We start from the raw sequence: 18699 nt of genomic DNA, 5'->3' as shown, positions 1-18699 counted from the left end.
GGTCCCCACGGGTTCGTGCTCACCCTGTCCAGGGTAGGGAGCGCCCACGTCCGTCCACAGCTTCGCGCTCCCGCCTCACCCGGTCGAGCCCGACCGGGGTGGCGTCGGGGCCGTCCCAGTAGTCCCGTGGTCGTAGCCGCAGCCCGCGAATCAGGGACCTGACGGACTGACGCGGACGCGCCGCCGGTGCGAGGGTTCTGCCATGGCGATCCGGCCCGGTCCCGAGCGGACGCGTCCCGCTGCGGACGCGACCGCTGAGGGCTCCCTGAGCCCGGCGGCCCGGCTCCGGCGCGGTCCGTCCCGTGCGACTTACCGTGGCCGGGTCGGACGGCCCAGGAAGGAGCCACGATGATCCCGCCGGACGCGGCCACCGCGGTGGCGCTCGGTCTGGCGGTGCTCGATGCGGCCTGCTTCGGACTGGCCGCGGTGTTCCAGCACCGCGCGGTCCGGCGTGCCGTCGGCCGTCCCGCGCTCGACCTGCGGCCCACCGCGGTGCAACGGCGGCACCACCACGGTCTCGGGCTGCGGCGCAGCCTCGGGCTGTTCCGCCGCCGCTCCTGGCTGGCCGGCAGCGGGCTCGTGCTGCTCGGCGGTGCGCTCCACATCGTCGCTCTCGCGCTGGCCCCGGTCTCGCTGATCCAACCGGTCGGGGTGCTCGGCGTTCCGATCGCCGTACTGGCCGCCGCCGTGCTGGCCCGGCACCGCCCGTCGGCGATGATCGCGGTCCCGATCGCCGGCTGCGTCGCCAGCATCGCCGGCTTCGTCTGGCTGGCCTCCGGGCAGGACGGCGGCGTCCCCAGCACCCTCGGCGGCCTGCTGGTGGTGGAGGCGGTGATCACCGCGCTGATGATCGTCTTCGTGCTGGTCTCGCGCCGGCTGCACGGCTGGGCGCGGTGCCTCAGCAGCGCGCTGGCCGGGGCGGTCGGGCTCGGGCTCACCTCGGCGCTGATCAAGGCGATCACCGACCAGCTCTCCCACGGGCCCGCCACCCTGCTCACCCCGGTCGGCATCGCGACGATCGCCGGGCTCGCGCTGTCCGCGCCGATCGGTGGCTGGCTGGTCCAGCGGGCCTACGCCTCCGGCCCGCCCGAGGTGGTGATCGCCTGCCTGACCGTGGTCGACCCGATGGTCGCTGTGCTGATCGGCTTCACCGTGCTCGGCGAGGGCGCCGCGCTCGGTACCGGGGTGCGGACCGCGATGGCCGTCTGCGGGCTGCTGGCCGCGGTGTCGGTCGTGGTGCTGGCCCGTGACCACCCGGAGGCCCGCAAGCGACACCTCGGTGACGGTGGCGTGCCGAGCCCGGTCGCGGCCGTCCCGGCTGGCTACGGTGTCGCCGTACCGACCGGTTCAGACCTCCCTCAGCACGCCGACGGCGAACCCGTCGCCGTCGGCGCGGCCCAGCCCCACGCGACCCCGATCCCCTCGGGAACCGGAAAGGAACCGCAGTGAGACTGCTGATCGGTGGCGACACCTACGCCCCGGACATCAACGGCGCCGCGCGCTTCGTCGAACGCCTCGCCCACGGGATGGCCGAGCGCGGGCACGAGGTCCACGTGATCTGCCCGTCCCCGACCGGTCCGGCCGGACCCGAGCCGGTCCGGCACCTGGGCGGCGGGACGCTGACCGTGCACCGCGTCCGCTCGCACAAGACGCCGATCCACGAGACCTTCCGGGTCAGCTGGCCCTGGCAGGCCAAGGCCGAGACCCGGGCACTGGTCGCGGCCATCGACCCCGATCTCGTCCACGTCCAGTCGCACTTCATCGTCGGCCGCGGGATCGCCTACGCCGCCGACCAGCTCGGGCTGCCGCTGGTGGCCACCAACCACTTCATGCCGGAGAACCTGACCGGCTACTTCAACATCCCGCGCGCGCTCGACCGGCTGGTCGGCCGGCTCGCGTGGCGCGACTTCGCCCGGGTCTACGGCCGCGCGGCGGCGATCACCGCGCCGACCCCGCGGGCCGTCGAGCTGCTGCGGACCGCGACCGACATCGGCGACGACGCCCAGGCGATCTCCTGCGGCATCGACGTCAACCTCTACTGGAACGCGACGCTGACGGCCCGGGCCGCGGGCACCGCGGCCGAGCGCGCGGTGCCCACCGTACTGTTCGTCGGTCGGCTCGACCAGGAGAAGCGGGTCAACGAGCTGCTCCGCGCCTTCGCCGGGCTCCCGGCCGAGCTGCCGGCGCGGCTCGAGATCATCGGGGACGGCGACCGCCGCGCCGACCTGCACCGACTGGCGGCCCACCTCGGCCTCGGACCCGACCGGGTTCGCTTCCTCGGGTTCGTCGACGACGAGCAGCTGCTCCGCGCCTACGGCCGGGCCGACGTGTTCTGCATGCCGGGGGTGGCCGAGCTGCAGAGCCTGGTCACGCTCGAGGCGATGTCGGCGGGCAAGCCGGTGGTCGCCGCCGACGCGATGGCCCTGCCGCACCTGGTGCACCCGGGCCGCAACGGCTGGTTGTTCACGCCCGGGGACGTGGCCGGGCTGCGCGACCGGCTCGCGTCGCTGCTGGGCGACGCCGGGCTCCGTGCCCGGATGGGGGAGGAGAGCCGGCGGATGGTCGCCCCGCACGCGCTGGCCGACACCCTCGACGCCTTCGAGGCGGTTTACGACCGGGTGCGCGACCGGGCTCGGACGCCGGTCACCACCGCCGCCTGATCAGGTCGTCCAGCGCCAGCCAGCGATGATCATGAACACCCCGAAGGGGTCGTCGGCGTAGTCGAGCTCCGCCCGCACCGCGGCGTCCCCGACCCACGCGGCGAGCCGGCGCCAGGCCGGCGCGCCCGTGATCATCAGCTCCCGGGCCAGCCCGGGGTCGAGGTCACGCAGTGCTGCCGTGTCGCCGGCGGCCACGGCCGCGCGGACGCGGTCGTCGACCTCGGGGGCCCGCGGGTCGGGCCGGTCGGGCCCGCCCGACCGACGCAGCGGACTGCCGTCGCCGACCACCACCACCAGGTCGGCGGCGCCGAGCCCGGCGTCGTCGGGGCCGGTGCCGTCGGTGGTGACACTGCGGACCTCACCGGTCCAGCCGGCCGCGGCCAGCAGAGCCTGACCGACGCCCAACGCCGTGGGCAGGTGCGGGTCCGAGGCCTGCGCGGTGCCGAGGAACCGACCGACCGAGAACGGCGTCCCGGTCCAGTCGCGCACGACCGGGTCGGCGGCCAGCACCAGCACCACGTCGGGCCGGATCGCCTCCAGGGCGGCGGTCAGCCGCGTCACCGCGACCGCCCGCACGGCGGCCCCGGGATCGGTCCGTCCGCCGAGACCCTCGAGCAGCACCGGCGCACCGGGGACGAGGACGGCGCCGCGGGCGCTCACGCCAGCCCCCGCACGGTCCGGGCCGGCGGCTGGTCGCCGCGGACCGCGGCGACGAAGTCGACCACCCGGCGGGTCCCCGCGACGTCGTGCACCCGGTGGATCTGGGCGCCGTGCCAGGCGCAGACCGCGGTCGCGGCGAGCGTCCCCTCGCGTCGTTGGTCGAGCGGCAGGTCGAGGGTCTCGCCGACGAAGTCCTTGTTGGAGACCGAGACCAGCACCGGCCAGCCGAGCCCGGTCAGCTCGTCGAGCCGCCGGGTCACCTCGAGGCTCTGCCAGGTGTTCTTGCCGAAGTCGTGCGCCGGGTCGAGCACGATCGAGTCGGAGGCGACACCGGCGGCCAGCGCGGTCCGGGCCAGCCCGACCACCCCGCCCACCACGTCGCCGAGCAGGTCGTCGTAGCCGGTCCGGAACGGCCCGGTCCGCGGCGCGAGCCCACCGGTGTGGGCGCAGACGAGGGCGACGTCGAACTCGGCGGCGACCCCGGCCAGCTCGGGGTCGTGCCCGGCCCAGACGTCGTTGAGCAGGTCGGCGCCGGCCCGGCAGGCCTCGCGGGCCACCGACGAGCGCCAGGTGTCGACGCTGACCACCAGCTCGGGGTGCGACGCACGGACCGCGGCCACCATCCCGGTCACCCGGCGGATCTCCTCGGCCTCGTCGACCACGTCGCCCGGCCCGGCCTTGACCCCGCCGATGTCGACGATGTCGGCCCCGTCGGCGGCCACCGCGGCGACCCGCTCCAGCGCCGGGCCGAGGTCGAAGGTCGCGCCCGCGTCGTAGAAGGAGTCGCGGGTGCGGTTGACGATCGCCATCACCAGCGGCTGGGTGCGTGGGAAGGTGCGGTGACCGAGCCGCAGCCGGTCCGGCGGGTCGGGGAGCTCGGGTGCGGAAGGTCGGAGGGACGTCTGGAGATCCACGTCGGGCGCCGCCACGTGGGCATTCTTCCAGCCGGACGGGCGGATCGGACGCGCCCGCCGGGCCCCGGTTCGCCGGCGCTCGCGCCGTCGGCGTGGGATCCGGACACGACGCGGGGCTGCGCTGTTAGCCTCTGAGCCGCATGGTCTAGTCCAGACCCGACCGGGTCCGGACGACTCCGGGTGAAGCGAGGGAGAGCGTGGCGGCGCAGACCGAGGACAGCACCGAGCACAGCACCGAGGACAGTACGGGACGGCCCGGCCGCGACCGGCCGCTGCGGATCGCGATGATCGGCGCCGGCGGCATCGCCCGCGCTCACCTGCCGGCCTGGCTCGCGCTCGGCGCGCAGGTGAACGTCTACTCGCTCGAGGGCACCGAGCAGCTGATCGCCGACTGCGGCGGTGGCACCGCGTGCAGCAGCCTGGAGGAGGCGTTCGCCGACCGCGACGCCGTCGACGTGGTCACCTCGACCGACGCGCACCGGGAGATCGTCGAGGCCGCGGCCGCCGCCGGGCTGGACGTGCTGTGCGAGAAGCCGATCTGCCGGACGGCTGCCGACACCGCCGCGGTGCTGGACGCCTGTGAGCGCGCCGGCGTCCAGCTGTACCCCGGGCACGTGGTGCGGTTCTTCCCGGCCTACGCCACGATGCACGCCGCGGTGGCCGACGGGGCGGTCGGGCGGGTCGCCGTCCAGCGGTTCAGCCGCACCGGCTCGCGGCCGGTCCGGGCCTGGTTCCACGACCCGGCGATCTCCGGCGGGATCGTGCTCGACCAGATCATCCACGACATCGACTTCGCCTGTTGGAACGCGGGTGACGTGGCCACCGTCTTCGGTCGCGCCACTCGGACCGGCAGCCGCGAGACCGGCGTCGACACCGCCCAGCTGGTGCTCACCCACGTCGACGGCACGGTCAGCTACGTCACCGGCACCTGGGCCCGTCCGGGCACGGTGTTCCGGACCACCTTCGAGATCGCCGGGCCGGACGGCCTGCTGCGGCACGACTCGACCGCGCACCCCGCGATCACCGTCGACACCGGAGCCGCGGACGCGTCCGCCGGGGACGGCGAGGGGACCGGGCTGCTGCCGGCCATGCCGGGGGAGAGCCCGTTCCTCACCGAGATCCGCGAGATCGCGGCCGCCTTCGCGGGGGGCCCACCGCCCCGGGTGAGCGCGGCGGACGGCTTGCGCGCGGTCGCGGTCGCCGAGGCCGGCGTCCGATCGATCGCCGAGGGCCGCGCGGTCGCGGTCGCCGAGGTCATGGAGGGCATCACCGCCGGGAGGACCGCCTGATGAAGATCGCGCTCTGGTCGTTCGCGCACACCCACGCCCTGTCCTACTGGCACGTGCTGTCGCAGCGCGCCGACGTCGAGCTGGTGGTCACCGACCCCGACCACGGACGCCGCGGGAACGAGCCGGGTGGCGAGGCCCTGGCCGCGCAGCTCGGGGTCACCTACCTGCCCGACTACGCCGCGACGCTCGACTGGGGCGCCGAGGCGGTGGTGATCTGCTCGGAGAACTCCGACCACCGCCGGCTGACCGAGCTGGCCGCGGCGGGCGGCGCGCACGTGCTGTGCGAGAAGCCGATCGCCACCAGCGTCGAGGACGCCGAGGCGATGATCACGGCCTGCGCCGAGGCCGGGGTCTCGCTGATGGTCGCCTACCCGGTGCGGTTCAGCCCCGACTTCGTCCAGCTCAAGCAGACCGTCGACGCCGGCGCTCTCGGCCAGGTGCTGGCGATCACCGGCACCAACAACGGTCAGATCCCGATGGACGCGCGCGCCTGGTTCGTCGACCCGGAGCTGGCCGGTGGCGGGTCGCTGACCGACCACACCGTCCACGTCGCCGACCTGATCGACTGCCTCTTCGACGGCGTCCCGGCCCGCAGCGTCTACGCCAGCACCAACAAGATCCTGCACGGGGACCGGGTGTCGGTGGAGACCGGCGGGATGGTCTCGGTCGAGTACGCCAACGATGTGATCGCCACCGTGGACTGCAGCTGGTCCAAGCCCGACTCCTACCCGACCTGGGGTGGGCTGACCCTCCAGCTGGTGGCCAGCGGGGGGATCGCCGACCTGGACGCCTTCGCCAGCCGGGTCGACGGGCACTCCGAGACCCGGCGCAACGGGCTCTGGCTGGCCTACGGCACCAACGCCGACGAGCTGATGATCAACGAGTTCCTCGACGCGGTGTCCACCGGTCGTCGGCCGCAGCCCGACGGCGAGGCGGGGCTGCGCAGCCTGCGGGTGGTGCAGGCTGGCTACGCGTCGGTGCGCAGCGGGCAGCCGGTCGCGCTCGACTGAGTCACCGGGTCCTCCCATCCCGATCCCCGGCGCCTCGTCGCCGAGCCCGGCCGCCCCGCACCGGCGGCCGGCGCTGCTCGCCCTGGTGTTCGTCGGCGGGACCGTCGGCACGGCGGCCCGTGTCTCGCTGACCGACCTGCTCGGCGTCCGTGCGGGGCTCGGCAGCCCCGGTGCGACCTTGATCATCAACCTGGTGGGCTGCCTGGTGCTCGGGGTGCTGCTCGAGGCGCTGGCCCGCCGTGGCCCGGACGTCGGACGTCGACGGCTGCTCCGGCTCGGGCTGGGCACCGGGTTCTGTGGCGGGTTCACCACCTACAGCACGCTCGCCCTCGACGTCGCCCTCGACCTGCGCGGATCGCTGCCCTGGCAGGGGATCGGTTACGCCGCGCTCAGTCTGGTGCTCGGATTGCTGGTGACCGCGGCCGGCGTGCTGATCGGCAGCCGGCTGCCCCGACGACGCGGCGGAGCGCGGTGAGCGCGCCGATGATGATCGTGGTCGTCGCGCTGGCCGGCGGCGTCGGTGCGGTGGCCCGGTTCGCGCTCGACGGCTGGCTCCGCGCCCGCTGGTCCCGGCGCCCGGACGCGCACCCGCCCGGGACCATGATCATCAACCTGAGCGGCTCGCTGCTGCTCGGGCTGCTCGCCGGACTGGTGCTGTCCGGCGCGCCCGCGACTTTGCAGAGCGTGGCCGGTACTGGCTTCTGCGGTGGGTACACCACCTTCAGCACAGCCTGCGTGGAGGTGGTGCGACTGCTCGGCCAGCGCCGCTGGGGAGCGGCAGCGACCCAGGGGCTGGGGACGCTCGTCGGGGCGGGGCTGCTCGCCCTGCTCGGGCTGACCGCCGGGCTGGCGCTCGGCCGCTGATCCCTCCGGCCGGGCGGTGCGGCTCAGTGTGCGTCGAGCGTCCGTACCCGGACCCGGTGGGTGGTGGTCAGCGACTCGCCGGGGTCGAGGGCCAGGCTGCTGCCCGAGATCCGGCGGGCGTCGTGCAACCCGCGCGCCGGCCAGCCGCTGCACGGGCTGAGGGTGAGGAAGTGCTCGCGCCCGAACCACGGGTGGCCGCGCTCGGCGCCGTCCTCGAGCCGGTACCAGAGGTGCGGCCAGGTCTCGGCGTCCCACTCGACCCGGACGGCGAGCCGGAGCGTCTCGTTGCGCACCTCGGCCCAGCCGTCGGAGAACGCGGTCAGATAGGCGGTCCGGTCGCCGCCGAGTCCGGGCTCGGGCAGATAGCGCAGGTTGACCATCCCCGTCCGCCCCAGCACCCGGGGCCAGGGGAACACGTCGGCGTAGTCGGCGTCGTAGACCTCGGCGGCGTCGGGGTGGACCAGGCTGGCGCCGCAGTCGAGCTCGGTGCCCTCGGCGACCAGCGGGGCGCCCAGGCAGATCCGTGAGCCCCAGAGCACGTCCGAGCGTTGGCGGCCCTGGTTCTCGACCTCCTCGGTCACTGTGACGGTGTCGCCGGCCAGGGCGATCGTCTTGGTCAGCCGGAACGGCGAGCGGCGCAGCCGCCCGGTCATGGTCACCGAGACCGGGTCCGTGTCCTCGCCCGTGCCGTCCTCGTTCGTGCGGTTCTCGCCCGCACCGTTCTCGGCCCGGGTGCCGGTGACCTCGAGCGGGGTGACCCGGGCCTCGCCGTCGACACCCCACTCGATGCCGTCGACCACCGCGTTGTCACCGGCGTTGGGGAACAGCGTCTGCCAGCCGCCGGGGTCGGCGTCCGCCCGCAGCTCCTCGGCCGACCCGCCGAGCAGCCCGGTGCCCGCCCCCGGCAGCCCCCACGGGGTCGCGTAGCTGACGGGGGTGTCGTCGCCGGCCCGGGTCAGGCCCACCAGCGTGCCGCCGAGCCCCGGCACGACGCCGACGCTCAGCGCCTCGCTGCGGAGGGTCAGCACCTCCCACCCGCGCAGCACGGAGCGGTCGAGACGGTCGGTCATGGGTGTTCTCTCCTGCGTCCTCGTGCCTCGACCTGCTAGCCCTCGACCTTGAGGGCGGCGATCGGGCGGGCGTCCTGACCGGCGAGCATCACGAGCGTGCGGCCGCGGTCGATGTCGAAGGCGATCCAACCGCGGGCCGTCTGGCCGGCGTGCACCACGGCGTCCTCGAGCGCCGGTCGGCGCAGCTCGGTGGTGGTCGCCGCGTAGGACTGGCTGTCGGCGTCGAAGGCCGAGAAGAAGGGCGGACCGAGCTCCAGGTCACCGGTGTCGACCTTCACCTGGATCTCGATCAGCAGGTAGGCGCCGAACTGCGGCGGCGGGCTGCCGCCGGTGGTCCAGGCGTGGCCGACGATCGACAGCGTCCCCGAGCCGGTCTCGGCCTCGAACGCGGTCGCGGTGGCGTCGCCGTTGGCGTCGGTGGGCGGTGGCGTCACCGGTGCCGGCGCGCCCGGCGTCGGGGTGGCCGCGGCCGTGGCGTGCTGGTCGCGGTAGCGCCCGACGAGCACCCCGGTGACGATCAGCAGGGCAGCGACGGCGAGCACCGCGCCGGTGATGACGGTCGGTCCCCAGCGCCGCGGCGGCCGGGCCGGCCGCGGCGGACGCGGGGCGCCCGGGGCGGTGCCGGCGGGCACCCTGCGGTCCGGGCCGGTCGGGACGATCGGCTGCCGCGGGTCGAACGGAGCGGGTGGACCGGGGGGAGTGGCGGGCGGCTGGAAGTCGGGGCCGCGGTCGCTCACCGGGCCAACCTACCGTCGGCGGGGCGCGCAACCGCTCAGCGTTCGCCGCGCCGCAGCCTGTCCACAGCCCGCGGCGGTCGGGGAGCGTCGTCCACAGCGGATCCGGCGGAGCGGACCGCGCCGGACGACCGTCCCAGGGTGCGGGCATGAGGATCCTCGACGACCTGCCCGGGTCCGGTGGACCACCGGAGGCACCGGTCCGGTTGCGCGCCACCGACCACACCGACCTGGTGCTGCTGATCCCGTACCTGCTCGGCTACCACCCGTACGAGTCGCTGGTGCTGTCCGTGCTTGTGGCGAACCCGGACGGCGGGGCGAGCAGGCTCGGGCTGTCGGCCCGGCTCGACCTGCCGCCGGCCGGGCACCCCGAGGCCGAGCTGGCCGTGGTGGACACCGTGGTCGCGGTGGCCCGGAAGCAGCGGGCCGCCGAGGTGGTGCTGATCGCCTACGGCTCCGACGGACGCCGGTGCGCCCGGGTGCTCGACCGGGCCGCGTTCGCCCTGCACGGCACCGGGGTCGCGGTGCGGGTGGCGATCCATGCGGACGGGACGCGGTGGTGGTCGCGGCTGGGAGACCCGTGCCCGCCCGAGGGCGTCGGCTACGACGTCGGCGACAGCCCGCTGGTCGCCGAGGCGGTGCTGGCGGGGTGCGCGGTGCGGGGCGACCGGGCGGCGGTGGCCCGGTCGGCGGCCGGACCGCCGGCGCGCGAGCTGCCCCGGCTCCGGCGCCGGCTTCGCGCCCTGCAGGGGTCGCTCCGCGACACGACGCGGGCGGTGGAGCACGACCCGGCGGTCCCGGTGGGTAGTGCCGTCGCTCGTGCGCTCGACGCGATGGCCGGGAGACGGGACGCCTCCTCCGGCGACCGGGACGTCCCCGGCGGGCCCGGCGAGGACGACCTGCTGGGCCTGGCGCTGCTGGTCGCCGGGGTGGCCGGACGCGACGCCGCACTCGTGCTGGTCGACCGTCCCGGAGCACGGCAGCAGGCCGAGCTGTGGCAACGGGTCGTCGCCGTCAGCCCGCCGGAGCTGGCGGCCGGTCCGCTCTGCGTGCTGGCCGTGGCGGCCTGGCAGTGCGGTGACGGCACGCTGGCCCGGTGCTGCGTCGACCGGGTGCTGGAGTCCGACCCGGTGCACCGGTTGGCCGGTCTGATCGACGCCGTGCTCGACCAGCAGCTCCCGCCCGAGACCTGGGGCCGGCTGACCGGCTCGTCTTCGGTGCCGGACTCGGCAGGCCCACCTCGATAGGTTGACGCCATGACGCGCTTCGTAGTCTGCGGCGAGACCCTGATCGACCTGGTCAAGGACGAGGACGCGCCGAGCGACACGTTCTCCAGCAGCTGGCTCGCGCTGTCGGCGGGCGGTCCGATGAACACCGCCGTCGCGCTCGGGCTGCTCGGGAACCCGACGCACTTCCTCGGCCGGATCTCCACCGACGACTTCGGGCGTCAGCTCCGCGGCCACATCGAGCGGGCCGGCGTGCAGCTCGACCTGGCGGTCACCACCGACGAGTTCACCTCGCTGGCCGTGGTCAGCCTCGACGAGCAGGGCAAGGCGTCCTACGCCTTCCACTTCGACCAGACCGCGAACTTCCGCTGGCAGCCCGACGAGCTCCCCGCGCTCTCGGCCGACGACTGGCTGCACATCGCCTCGCTGGCCCTGGTCGTCGAACCGGGCGCGGAGGTGCTGCTCGACTGGGTGCGCGGCACGTCCGCACCGATCAGCATCGACATCAACGTCCGCCCGACGGTGATCTCCGACCCGGCCGAGTACTGGCGCCGGGTGCAGCCGTGGGTCGCGCTGGTGGGGGAGCGCGGCGGCATCGTCAAGGCCAGCGACGACGACCTCGCCTTCCTCGCCCGGGCCGGGGGCGGCGCCGACTGGAAGCAGCTCGCCGAGGGCTACCGGACCGAGCACGGGGTCGGGCACGTGCTGGTCACCCGTGGTGAGGGCGGCGCGTCGGCGCTGCCGCACGAGGGCGACTGGGTCGACGTGGCCGGCTTCCCGACCGAGGTGCTCGACACGGTGGGCGCCGGGGACACCTTCATGGCCGGGTTCCTCGACGGCTTCGTCGCGCGCGGCGCCGGGCTGTCCGACGCCCTCACCCGCGGGGCGGCGGCTGCCTCGATCGTCTGCGGACGCAAGGGCGCCCAGCCGCCCAGCACCGAGGAGGTCGATGCGCTGGTGGCCACCCGGGACCACTGACTCGGGACCACTGACTCGGGACCGTTGAGCTCGCCCGCTGACGCGGTCCGAAGCTCTGCACGGAATGCCGATCGGGTGTGCACGAGCAGCCGAGACGGCCGCCGCTGGCGCCCGTAGTGTTCTGGGTGTCAGCACGGAACGGAAACGCTCCGGACGACCGACACCGACGGTGGCCCCCGACGCCGAAGGAGAAGGTCACCCGAACCCGCACCGACGGACACCGCGGACCGAGGTCCCCGGCCGGTGGCCCCCGACACCGATCAGGACCGAACCTCCGCACGCACGACCCGACGCTCGACCATGACGTCGCCCCCGACCGACCGCAGTGGCCCCCGACACCGCGAGACGTCCACCGGCGCCGCCCCGCAGCACCCCACAACCGCATCGCTCGATGACGAGCACCAGCCACGGACCGGCACTGACGTCTCACTTCCCCCTGAGTCGCGAGCGCCGGTCCTTTGGCGTCCCCGGGGTCTACGGTCGAGCCGTGGGCTCCTCGGACCGGCCGCTGCCGCGGACGCTGGTCGACCGCGCCTGCGCCCGCTGGGGTCGCCCGGCGGTCGTCGACGGCTGTCGCCGGTTGCTGCTTGGCGAGTCACCCGACCGGGCCGGGCTGGTCGATCTCGTCCGGATGCTCGGCGCTCCGCTCGCCGACCACGAGCTGGCCCGCGATCCCGAGAGCTACTGGTTCCGGACCTGGGCGGCCCGCGGCCTGCTCTGGTCCTGGCACGACGACGCTCTCCCCGAGCTGCGCACGGCGTTGACCGACGACCACTGGCGGGTCCGCGAGATGGCGGCCAAGGTCGCCGCCCGCCACCGCCTCGACGACCTGCTCGAACCCCTCGACGCCCTCCGTGTCGACCCCAACGCCCGCGTCCGCGCGGCCGCCGCCCGCGCCGTCGACCGGATCGTCGCCGCCGACCCCTGACCCTGGGCCGTCGGAGGGTGTCCGCTCGAACGCTCGCTGAGCGTGTCGAAGCGCTGGCTCCTCACCCTTCGACGGGCTCAGGGAGCGTGAGCGAGAGCGCGTGCGCTGAGCTTGTCGAAGCGCGAGCCGGCGCGTGGCCATCGCCCTTCGGCAGGCTCAGGGAGCGTGGGCGCGAGGACGTGCGCTGAGCTTGTCGAAGCGCTGGCTGCTCGCCCTTCGACAGCCTCAGGGAGCATGAGCGCGAGCACGTGCGCTGACTTTGTCGGAGCGCTCGCTGCCCACCCTTCGACAGGCTCAGGGAGCGTGAGCGCGAGCACGCACGCTGAGCTTGTCGAAGCGCTGGCTCCTTGCCCTTCGACAGGTTCAGGGAGCGTGAGCGCGAGGACGTGCGCTGAGCTTGTCGAAGCGCTGGCTCCTCGCCCTTCGACAGGCGCGGGGAGCGTGGGCGCGAGGACGCGCGCTTGTCGGAGCGCTGGCTCCTTGCCCTTCAACAGGCGCGGGGAGCGTGGGCGCGTATACGTGCGCTGAGCTTGTCGAGGCGCTGGCTCCTTGCCCTTCGACAGGCTCAGGGAGCGTGGGCGCGTATACGTGCGGTGAGCTTGTCGAAGCGCTGGCTCCTCGCCCTTCGGCAGGCTCAGGGCGCCGTGATCGGGTCTCCGTGCCTGTCGGCGGTCGCCGTGGTCGCCTGCCTGTCCGGCTCGGGCAGTCCGGCGGCGGCGCGGACCACGGTGATGGCCTCGGCGACCCGGTCGTCGTCCGGACGGCGACCGTCGGGCTCGGTCAGATAGAGCGTGTCGATGGCCTGGCCGGCCAGCGTGCTGACGTGGGCCGACCGGAGGTTGAGCCCGATCCCGGCCACCGCCTCGCCGAGGGCCCAGAGCAGCCCGCTCCGGTCGCCGGCGCGGACCTCGAGCACCGCGGCGGTCTCGCTGGCCCCGGGGAGCGCGGCGACGAACGGGGTCGGCGCGCCGGCCCGGTTCCGCAGGTCGCGCCGCCGCACCCCCTGCAGCACCCGGTGGTCACCCTCGGCCAGCCGTTGCAGCTCGGTCTGCAGCACCGACGCCGGGGGCAGGTCGGCCGGGTCGTCGACCTCCAGCCGCCAGGTGTTCACCGCGATGCCGTGCTCGGTGGTCAGCGATCCCGAGCGCACGGTCACCTGGTGCGCGGCGAGCAGCCCGGCCATGTCGCCGAACAGACCGACCCGGTCACGCTCGGCGGCCACCAGCTCGACCCCGCCGGGCACCGGCTCGACCTCGACCCGCGGCCGCCCGTCACCGGCCACGGCGGCGGCCAGCCGGACGCCGCGCGCGGTCTGGGCGGGCGCCGGGCGCTCGGCGCCGGTCAGCCGGCCGAGCACCCGGTCGGCCAGGGCGTCGATCAGCTGCGCCCGCCACGGCGACCAGGCCGCCGGACCGGCCGCCCGGGCGTCCGCCTCGGTCAGGGCCCGGAGCAGCCGCAGGTTCTCGGCCCGCCCGCCGACCGCGGTGGCGAGCGTCTCGGCGGTGGCCGGGTCGGTGTGGTCGCGGTGGGTCGCCAGGTCGGCCAGCGCCAGGTGCTCGCGGACCAGCAGCGCGACCACGTCGGCGTCCTCGGCACTCAGCCCCAGCCGCAGCACCGCGGCCCGGGCCACCGGGGCTCCCACCGCCGGATGGTCGCGACCCGCCGTCGCCTTGCCGATGTCGTGGAACAGCGCCGCCAGCAGCAACAGGTCGGGACGTTCGACCGCGGTCAGGAACGGCGCGCACTCCACCACGGTCTGCACCGAGTGCCGGTCGACGGTGTGCCGGTGGATCGGGTTGTGCTGCGGCTTGGCCCGGATCGACGTCCAGTCCGGCAGCCAGACCCCGATGCAACGGTTGAGCTCGAGCGCCTCCCACGGTCCGAGCAGCCCGCGGCCCGCGGACAACAGCTCGAGCAGGGCCTCCAGCGCCTCGGCCGGCCACGGGTCGGGAAGCGGCGGGGTGGTCCCGTCGGCCAGCGCGCGGCCCAGGTTCTCCGCGGTGACCGGGGAGAGCACCAGCCCCTCGCGGGCGGCGTAGGCGGCGGCGCGCAGTCCGAGCAGCGGGTCGGCGACCGACACGCGCTGGCCGAGCCCGACCTCGCCGGCGTGGACGATCAGTCCGTGCGGCCCCTCGGACAGCACCGGCTTCCGCTCGCGCCGGGCGAAGCTGATCACCCGCCGCACCGGGAGCACCTGCCGGGCCGCGCGGGCGGTCAGGTCGACGGCGTAGCCGATCCGCCGGGCGGCCAGCGAGACGTAGCGGTGCAGCTCGTCGCCGTCGGGGTAGCCGAGCCGCGCGGCCACTTCGTCGACCTCGGTGGCCAGCAGCCGGTCCAGCGTCCGTCCCGCCGTGACGTGCAGCGCGTCGCGGACGTCGAGCAGCCGGTGGTACGGCTCGGTCACCAACCCGTGCGGCAGGTCGGTCAGCCAGGTGGCGGCCAGCGCGCGGAGCGTGCTCATGTCGCGGAACCCGCCGCGGGCCTCCTTGAGGTCGGGCTCGAGCAGATAGGCGGCGTCGCCGAACGTCCGCCGTCGCTCGTCGATCGAGTCGAGCAGCTCGGGCAGCCGCTTGCGGGCGCCGTTGCGCCAGGAGGCGAGCAGGGCCGTCCGGGCCGACCCGACCAGGTCGCGGTCCCCGGCCAGCGGACGCAGGTCGAGCAGCCCGACCCCGGCACTGAGCTCGCTGCCCGCGATCGATGCGCACTCCGCCGGGGTGCGGACCGCGTGGTCGAGCCGCACCCGCGAGTCCCACAGCGGGTACCAGAGCCGTTCGGCCAGCGCCTCGACCCCGGCGGTCCGGCCGTCGTGCACCAGCACCAGGTCGAGGTCGGAACGGGGACCGAGCTCGCGGCGCGCGAGGCTGCCGACGCAGGCGAGCCCGACCCCGTGGGTGGGCCCGCCCGCCTCAGCCCAGAGCTCCTCGAGCGCCTCCTCCATCACCCGGGTGACGGAACGCCGACGATCCGGCCCCCCACTGGTTTCCCAGGAGGACCGGATCGCGACGTTGAGGCACTCGCTGGTCAGGTCACGCTTCAGAGCGCGTCCAGCCCGCGCTCGCCCGTTCGCACGCGGACGACGTCATCCACGGGAACGGTCCAGACCTTGCCGTCACCGATGCGGCCGGTCCGTGCGCTCTTGACCAACACGTCGACGATGTCTGCAGCATCACCGTCGTCGACGAGCACCTCAAGCCTCACCTTCGGCACCAGGTCGACGGTGTACTCCGCCCCCCGGTAGACCTCGGTGTGTCCGCGCTGCCGGCCGAAGCCGCTGGCCTCGCTGACCGTCATGCCCTCGATCCCGAAGGCCTCGAGCGCGGTCTTCACGTCGTCCAACATGTGCGGCTTGATGATCGCGGTGACGAGCTTCATGCCGACACCTCCTCGTGCTTGCCGTGGGTCGGGGTGCTGTCGTCCTTCGGTGCGTCCGGACGCGGAGCGCCGGCGCTGCCGCTCAGGGTCGAGCGGAGCACGCCGCCGAAGCTGCCGAGATCGTAGGCGGTCTCCGCGTGCTCGATCTCGTCGACGCCCTGCCGCTCGTCGTCCTCACTGACCCGGAAGCCGATGGTCTTCTGCAGGATCGTCCCGATGATGAAGGTGAGGACGAAGCTGAAGGCCAGCACCGCGACCGCGCCGACGGCCTGCCGCCAGAGCTGGTCCAGCCCGCCGCCGTAGAACAGGCCGTTGACCCCGGCCGGCGCCGCGTCGGTGGCCAGCAGGCCGACCGACAGGGTGCCCCAGAGGCCGCCGACCAGGTGGACGCCGACCACGTCGAGCGAGTCGTCGTAGCCGAGCTTGTACTTGAGGCCGATGGCCAGGGCGCAGACCACGCCGGCGACCGCGCCGAGGATGATCGCGCCGATCGGGCTGACCGACGAGCAGGACGGGGTGATCGCGACCAGACCGGCCACGATGCCCGAGGCGGCACCCAGCGAGGTGGCGTGGCCGTCGCGGATCCGCTCGGTGATCAACCAGGCCAGGCAGGCCGCACCGGTGGCGACCATGGTGTTGACCCAGACGGTGGCCGCGGCCATGCCGGACCCCAGCGCCGAACCGGCGTTGAACCCGAACCAGCCGAACCACAGCAGACCGGCGCCCAGCATCACCAGGGTGAGGTTGTGCGGCCGCATCGGGTCGCGCTTGAAGCCGATCCGCTTGCCCAGCACCAGGGCCAGCGCCAGACCGGCCGAACCGGCGTTGATGTGGACCGCGGTGCCACCGGCGAAGTCGATCGCCTTGAGGTTGTTGGCGATCCAGCCGCCGACGTGCTCGCCCGCGGAGAAGTCGAAGACCCAGTGCGCGACCGGGAAGTAGACGACGGTCGCCCAGATCACCGTGAAGATCATCCAGGTGCCGAACTTGGCGCGGTCGGCGATGGCGCCGGAGATCAGCGCCACGGTGATGATCGCGAACACGGCCTGGAAGGCGACGAAGGCCATCGCCGGGTAGGTCCCGGCCTGGTCACCGCTGATGCCCGCGGTCACCTCGCTGGTCGCGCTCATCAGGCCCTTGAGGCCGAGGTACTGGCCCGGGTTGCCGAGCAACCCGCCGCCGATGTCGTCGCCGAAGGCCATCGAGTAGCCCCACAGGGCCCAGATGACGGAGATGGAGCCCAGCGCCCCGAAGCTCATCATCATCATGTTGAGCACGCTCTTGACCCGGACCATGCCGCCGTAGAAGAAGGCCAGGCCCGGGGTCATCAGCAGCACGAGCGCCGCGGACGCCAGGAGCCACGCCGTGGTCCCGGTGTCGATCTCGAGTGGAGTCATGTCACATCTTTCGGTGAGGTGGACGAGATGACTGGAGGGACGCAGCCGCGCAGGAACCCCGGGGAACGCCTCGGTGAAAGGGAAGGGGGCCGCGCCGCTGCTGGCGCATACTCTGCTGCCGACGTGTTGCGGACAGCGCCGCACGGGTTACGCGTGCGTTTCAGATACCCCTCAGGACGTGACAGCCGTGTTTCGGGTCATCCGCCGGTGGCCCGGGCGGGAGCTCAGGCCTGGAGCAGCTCGAGCCCCGGGACGACCCGGGTGGCGTTGAACTCGGCGATCTCGTAGCTGGCCAGACCGCGCTCGCTGAACGGGTCCTCGGCGATGCGGTGCTCGAGGTCGCTGCGGGTGGTGCCGGAGGCCAGGATGACGCCACCCTTGCGCGGGATCTGTCGACCGGAGGCCAGGAAGATCCCGTCGTTGAACTGCTGGTCGAGCCACTCGGCGTGGTCGTGCAGTGCGGCGTCGATCTCGGCCAGCTCGGCCGTGTACGTCAGCGTCACCACGAACATCTTGGCATCGTAACGAGACCCGATCCGGGGTCTCGGCGGGGTCTGCCCGGGGCTGCTCAGCCGGGTCTAACCGGTGTAGCCGTGCGGGTTCTGCTGCTGCCAGCGCCAGTGGTCGGCGCACATCTCGTCCAGCCCGCGGCTCGCCGACCAGCTGAGGTCGGCCAGCGCGGCGGACGGGTCGGCGTAGCTGACCGGGGCGTCACCCGGCCGCCGCGGACCGACCTCGTAGGGGATCGGCCGGCCGACCGCCCGCTCGAACGCGTGCAGCACCTCGTAGACGCTCGACCCGTGCCCGGTGCCGAGGTTCCAGCTGTGCCGGCCCTGGTGGTCGGCCAGGAACTCCAGCGCGGCCAGGTGGCCGGCGGCCAGGTCGAGGACGTGGATGTAGTCGCGGATGCAGGTGCCGTCGGGCGTCGGGTAGTCGTCGCCGAAGACCACCAGCTTCTCCCGGCGGCCGACCGCCACCTGCGCGATGAACGGCATCAGGTTGTTCGGGATGCCGGTCGGGTCCTCGCCGATTCGTCCCGACGGGTGTGCGCCGACCGGGTTGAAGTAGCGCAGCAGCGCCACCCGCCAGCGGTCGTCGGCCGCGGCCACGTCGGTGAGGATGTCCTCGATCTGCTCCTTGGTGCGGCCGTAGGGGTTGGTCGCGTCGAGCTCCATCTTCTCGATCAACGGCACCTGCTCGGGCGCGCCGTAGACGGTCGCCGAGGAGGAGAAGACGATGGTCCGCACCTGGGCGGCGTCCATCGCGTGCAGCAGCTCGAGGGTGCCGCCGGTGTTGTTGGTGTAGTAGTCGAGCGGCTTGGCCACCGACTCGCCGACCGCCTTGAGCCCGGCGAAGTGGATCACCGCGTCGATCCCGTGATCGCGCAGGGTGCGCTCGACCAGCTTCCGGTCGGCGATGTCGCCGACCACCAGCGGCGCCTCCCGACCGGTCAGTTCGGCCACCCGGACCAGGCTCTCCGGGCTGGAGTTGGCCAGGTTGTCCAGCACCACCACGTCGTGCCCGGCCTCGAGCAGCACCACCGCGGTGTGCGATCCGATGTAGCCCGCTCCGCCGGTCAGCAGCACCTTCATGCCCG

General features: G+C 74.0%; 18 protein-coding genes. 9 read left to right on the top strand and 9 right to left on the bottom strand.

Features of this window, described 5'->3' with window-relative positions:
• The first annotated feature begins 348 nt into the window (after positions 1-348).
• Together FHX74_RS17545 and FHX74_RS17540 are read left to right on the top strand one after the other, a co-directional pair.
• Positions 349-1449, top strand: coding sequence for a DMT family transporter (locus tag FHX74_RS17545; RefSeq protein WP_182561495.1), 1101 nt, complete (start codon positions 349-351; stop codon positions 1447-1449).
• Positions 1446-2660 (top strand): glycosyltransferase, encoded by a 1215-nt coding sequence (locus FHX74_RS17540; RefSeq protein ID WP_182561494.1) that lies wholly within the window; start codon positions 1446-1448, stop codon positions 2658-2660. The genes FHX74_RS17545 and FHX74_RS17540 overlap by 4 nt, the downstream gene beginning before the upstream one ends.
• Here FHX74_RS17540 and FHX74_RS17535 read toward each other — a convergent pair whose 3' ends face one another.
• Positions 2661-3320: a class III extradiol ring-cleavage dioxygenase family protein gene (locus FHX74_RS17535; RefSeq protein WP_182561493.1), complete on the bottom strand. Its 660-nt coding sequence runs from the start codon at positions 3318-3320 to the stop codon at positions 2661-2663.
• On the bottom strand, positions 3317-4249 hold the full coding sequence (folP, locus tag FHX74_RS17530) for a dihydropteroate synthase (protein ID WP_328823904.1): 933 nt from the start codon (positions 4247-4249) through the stop codon (positions 3317-3319). The genes FHX74_RS17535 and folP overlap by 4 nt, the downstream gene beginning before the upstream one ends.
• A 182-nt stretch (positions 4250-4431) precedes the next feature.
• On the opposite strand from folP, the gene FHX74_RS17525 reads away from it, so the two are divergent.
• The 4 genes from FHX74_RS17525 to FHX74_RS17510 all read left to right on the top strand — a co-directional run bounded on the left by FHX74_RS17525 (position 4432) and on the right by FHX74_RS17510 (position 7397).
• The gene (locus FHX74_RS17525; protein WP_328823903.1) at positions 4432-5523 is read left to right on the top strand and encodes a Gfo/Idh/MocA family protein; all 1092 of its coding nucleotides are present in this window, start codon (positions 4432-4434) and stop codon (positions 5521-5523) included.
• The gene (locus tag FHX74_RS17520) at positions 5523-6533 is read left to right on the top strand and encodes a Gfo/Idh/MocA family protein (RefSeq protein WP_182561492.1); all 1011 of its coding nucleotides are present in this window, start codon (positions 5523-5525) and stop codon (positions 6531-6533) included. The genes FHX74_RS17525 and FHX74_RS17520 overlap by 1 nt, the downstream gene beginning before the upstream one ends.
• Before the next feature lie 85 nt (positions 6534-6618).
• On the top strand, positions 6619-7008 hold the full coding sequence (locus FHX74_RS17515) for a fluoride efflux transporter FluC (protein WP_328823902.1): 390 nt from the start codon (positions 6619-6621) through the stop codon (positions 7006-7008).
• Entirely contained in the window at positions 7005-7397 is a 393-nt protein-coding gene (locus tag FHX74_RS17510; RefSeq protein ID WP_220484144.1) for a fluoride efflux transporter FluC, read from the top strand. The genes FHX74_RS17515 and FHX74_RS17510 overlap by 4 nt, the downstream gene beginning before the upstream one ends.
• A 23-nt stretch (positions 7398-7420) precedes the next feature.
• On the opposite strand, the gene FHX74_RS17505 is transcribed toward FHX74_RS17510, so the two are convergent.
• The gene (locus tag FHX74_RS17505) at positions 7421-8467 is read right to left on the bottom strand and encodes an aldose epimerase family protein (RefSeq protein WP_182561491.1); all 1047 of its coding nucleotides are present in this window, start codon (positions 8465-8467) and stop codon (positions 7421-7423) included.
• 35 nt (positions 8468-8502) lie between these two features.
• The gene (locus FHX74_RS17500; RefSeq protein WP_182561490.1) at positions 8503-9204 is read right to left on the bottom strand and encodes a DUF4352 domain-containing protein; all 702 of its coding nucleotides are present in this window, start codon (positions 9202-9204) and stop codon (positions 8503-8505) included.
• Between the two features lie 146 nt (positions 9205-9350).
• Here FHX74_RS17500 and FHX74_RS17495 point away from each other — a divergent pair, with 146 nt between their 5' ends.
• The 3 genes from FHX74_RS17495 to FHX74_RS17485 all read left to right on the top strand — a co-directional run bounded on the left by FHX74_RS17495 (position 9351) and on the right by FHX74_RS17485 (position 12333).
• Complete coding sequence (locus FHX74_RS17495; protein WP_182561489.1) at positions 9351-10448, top strand: DUF4192 domain-containing protein; 1098 nt, start codon at positions 9351-9353, stop codon at positions 10446-10448.
• A gap of 9 nt (positions 10449-10457) precedes the next feature.
• Positions 10458-11405: a carbohydrate kinase family protein gene (locus FHX74_RS17490; protein WP_182561488.1), complete on the top strand. Its 948-nt coding sequence runs from the start codon at positions 10458-10460 to the stop codon at positions 11403-11405.
• Positions 11406-11892: 487 nt separating this feature from the next.
• Entirely contained in the window at positions 11893-12333 is a 441-nt protein-coding gene (locus FHX74_RS17485; protein ID WP_182561487.1) for a HEAT repeat domain-containing protein, read from the top strand.
• Between the two features lie 634 nt (positions 12334-12967).
• Here FHX74_RS17485 and FHX74_RS17480 read toward each other — a convergent pair.
• The 5 genes from FHX74_RS17480 to galE form a co-directional block, all read right to left on the bottom strand.
• A complete protein-coding gene (locus FHX74_RS17480) occupies positions 12968-15331 on the bottom strand; it encodes a [protein-PII] uridylyltransferase (protein WP_328823931.1) in 2364 nt (787 codons plus the stop codon).
• 35 nt (positions 15332-15366) lie between these two features.
• Positions 15367-15705 (bottom strand): P-II family nitrogen regulator, encoded by a 339-nt coding sequence (locus FHX74_RS17475; protein WP_182561486.1) that lies wholly within the window; start codon positions 15703-15705, stop codon positions 15367-15369.
• The gene (locus tag FHX74_RS17470) at positions 15702-17102 is read right to left on the bottom strand and encodes an ammonium transporter (protein ID WP_182561485.1); all 1401 of its coding nucleotides are present in this window, start codon (positions 17100-17102) and stop codon (positions 15702-15704) included. The genes FHX74_RS17475 and FHX74_RS17470 overlap by 4 nt, the downstream gene beginning before the upstream one ends.
• A gap of 224 nt (positions 17103-17326) precedes the next feature.
• The gene (locus tag FHX74_RS17465; RefSeq protein WP_182561484.1) at positions 17327-17614 is read right to left on the bottom strand and encodes a YciI family protein; all 288 of its coding nucleotides are present in this window, start codon (positions 17612-17614) and stop codon (positions 17327-17329) included.
• Between the two features lie 66 nt (positions 17615-17680).
• Positions 17681-18694, bottom strand: coding sequence for a UDP-glucose 4-epimerase GalE (gene galE, locus FHX74_RS17460; RefSeq protein ID WP_182561483.1), 1014 nt, complete (start codon positions 18692-18694; stop codon positions 17681-17683).
• Positions 18695-18699: the final 5 nt, after the last annotated feature.

This window comes from Microlunatus kandeliicorticis, from assembly GCF_014137855.1.
In the GTDB taxonomy this organism is placed as follows: Bacteria; Actinomycetota; Actinomycetes; order Propionibacteriales; family Propionibacteriaceae; genus Microlunatus; species Microlunatus kandeliicorticis.
This window is presented reverse-complemented; position numbering and strand designations above follow the sequence as displayed.

Bases quoted from the DNA above. Each gene is read 5' to 3' on its own strand.
- FHX74_RS17545 (WP_182561495.1), top strand. From the start codon at position 349: ATGATCCCGCCGGACGCGGCCACCGCGGTGGCGCTCGGTCTGGCGGTG.
- FHX74_RS17520 (WP_182561492.1), top strand. From the start codon at position 5,523: ATGAAGATCGCGCTCTGGTCGTTCGCGCACACCCACGCCCTGTCCTAC.
- FHX74_RS17505 (WP_182561491.1), bottom strand. From the start codon at position 8,467: ATGACCGACCGTCTCGACCGCTCCGTGCTGCGCGGGTGGGAGGTGCTG.
- FHX74_RS17495 (WP_182561489.1), top strand. From the start codon at position 9,351: ATGAGGATCCTCGACGACCTGCCCGGGTCCGGTGGACCACCGGAGGCA.
- FHX74_RS17490 (WP_182561488.1), top strand. From the start codon at position 10,458: ATGACGCGCTTCGTAGTCTGCGGCGAGACCCTGATCGACCTGGTCAAG.
- FHX74_RS17475 (WP_182561486.1), bottom strand. From the start codon at position 15,705: ATGAAGCTCGTCACCGCGATCATCAAGCCGCACATGTTGGACGACGTG.
- FHX74_RS17470 (WP_182561485.1), bottom strand. From the start codon at position 17,102: ATGACTCCACTCGAGATCGACACCGGGACCACGGCGTGGCTCCTGGCG.
- FHX74_RS17465 (WP_182561484.1), bottom strand. From the start codon at position 17,614: ATGTTCGTGGTGACGCTGACGTACACGGCCGAGCTGGCCGAGATCGAC.
- galE (WP_182561483.1), bottom strand. From the start codon at position 18,694: ATGAAGGTGCTGCTGACCGGCGGAGCGGGCTACATCGGATCGCACACC.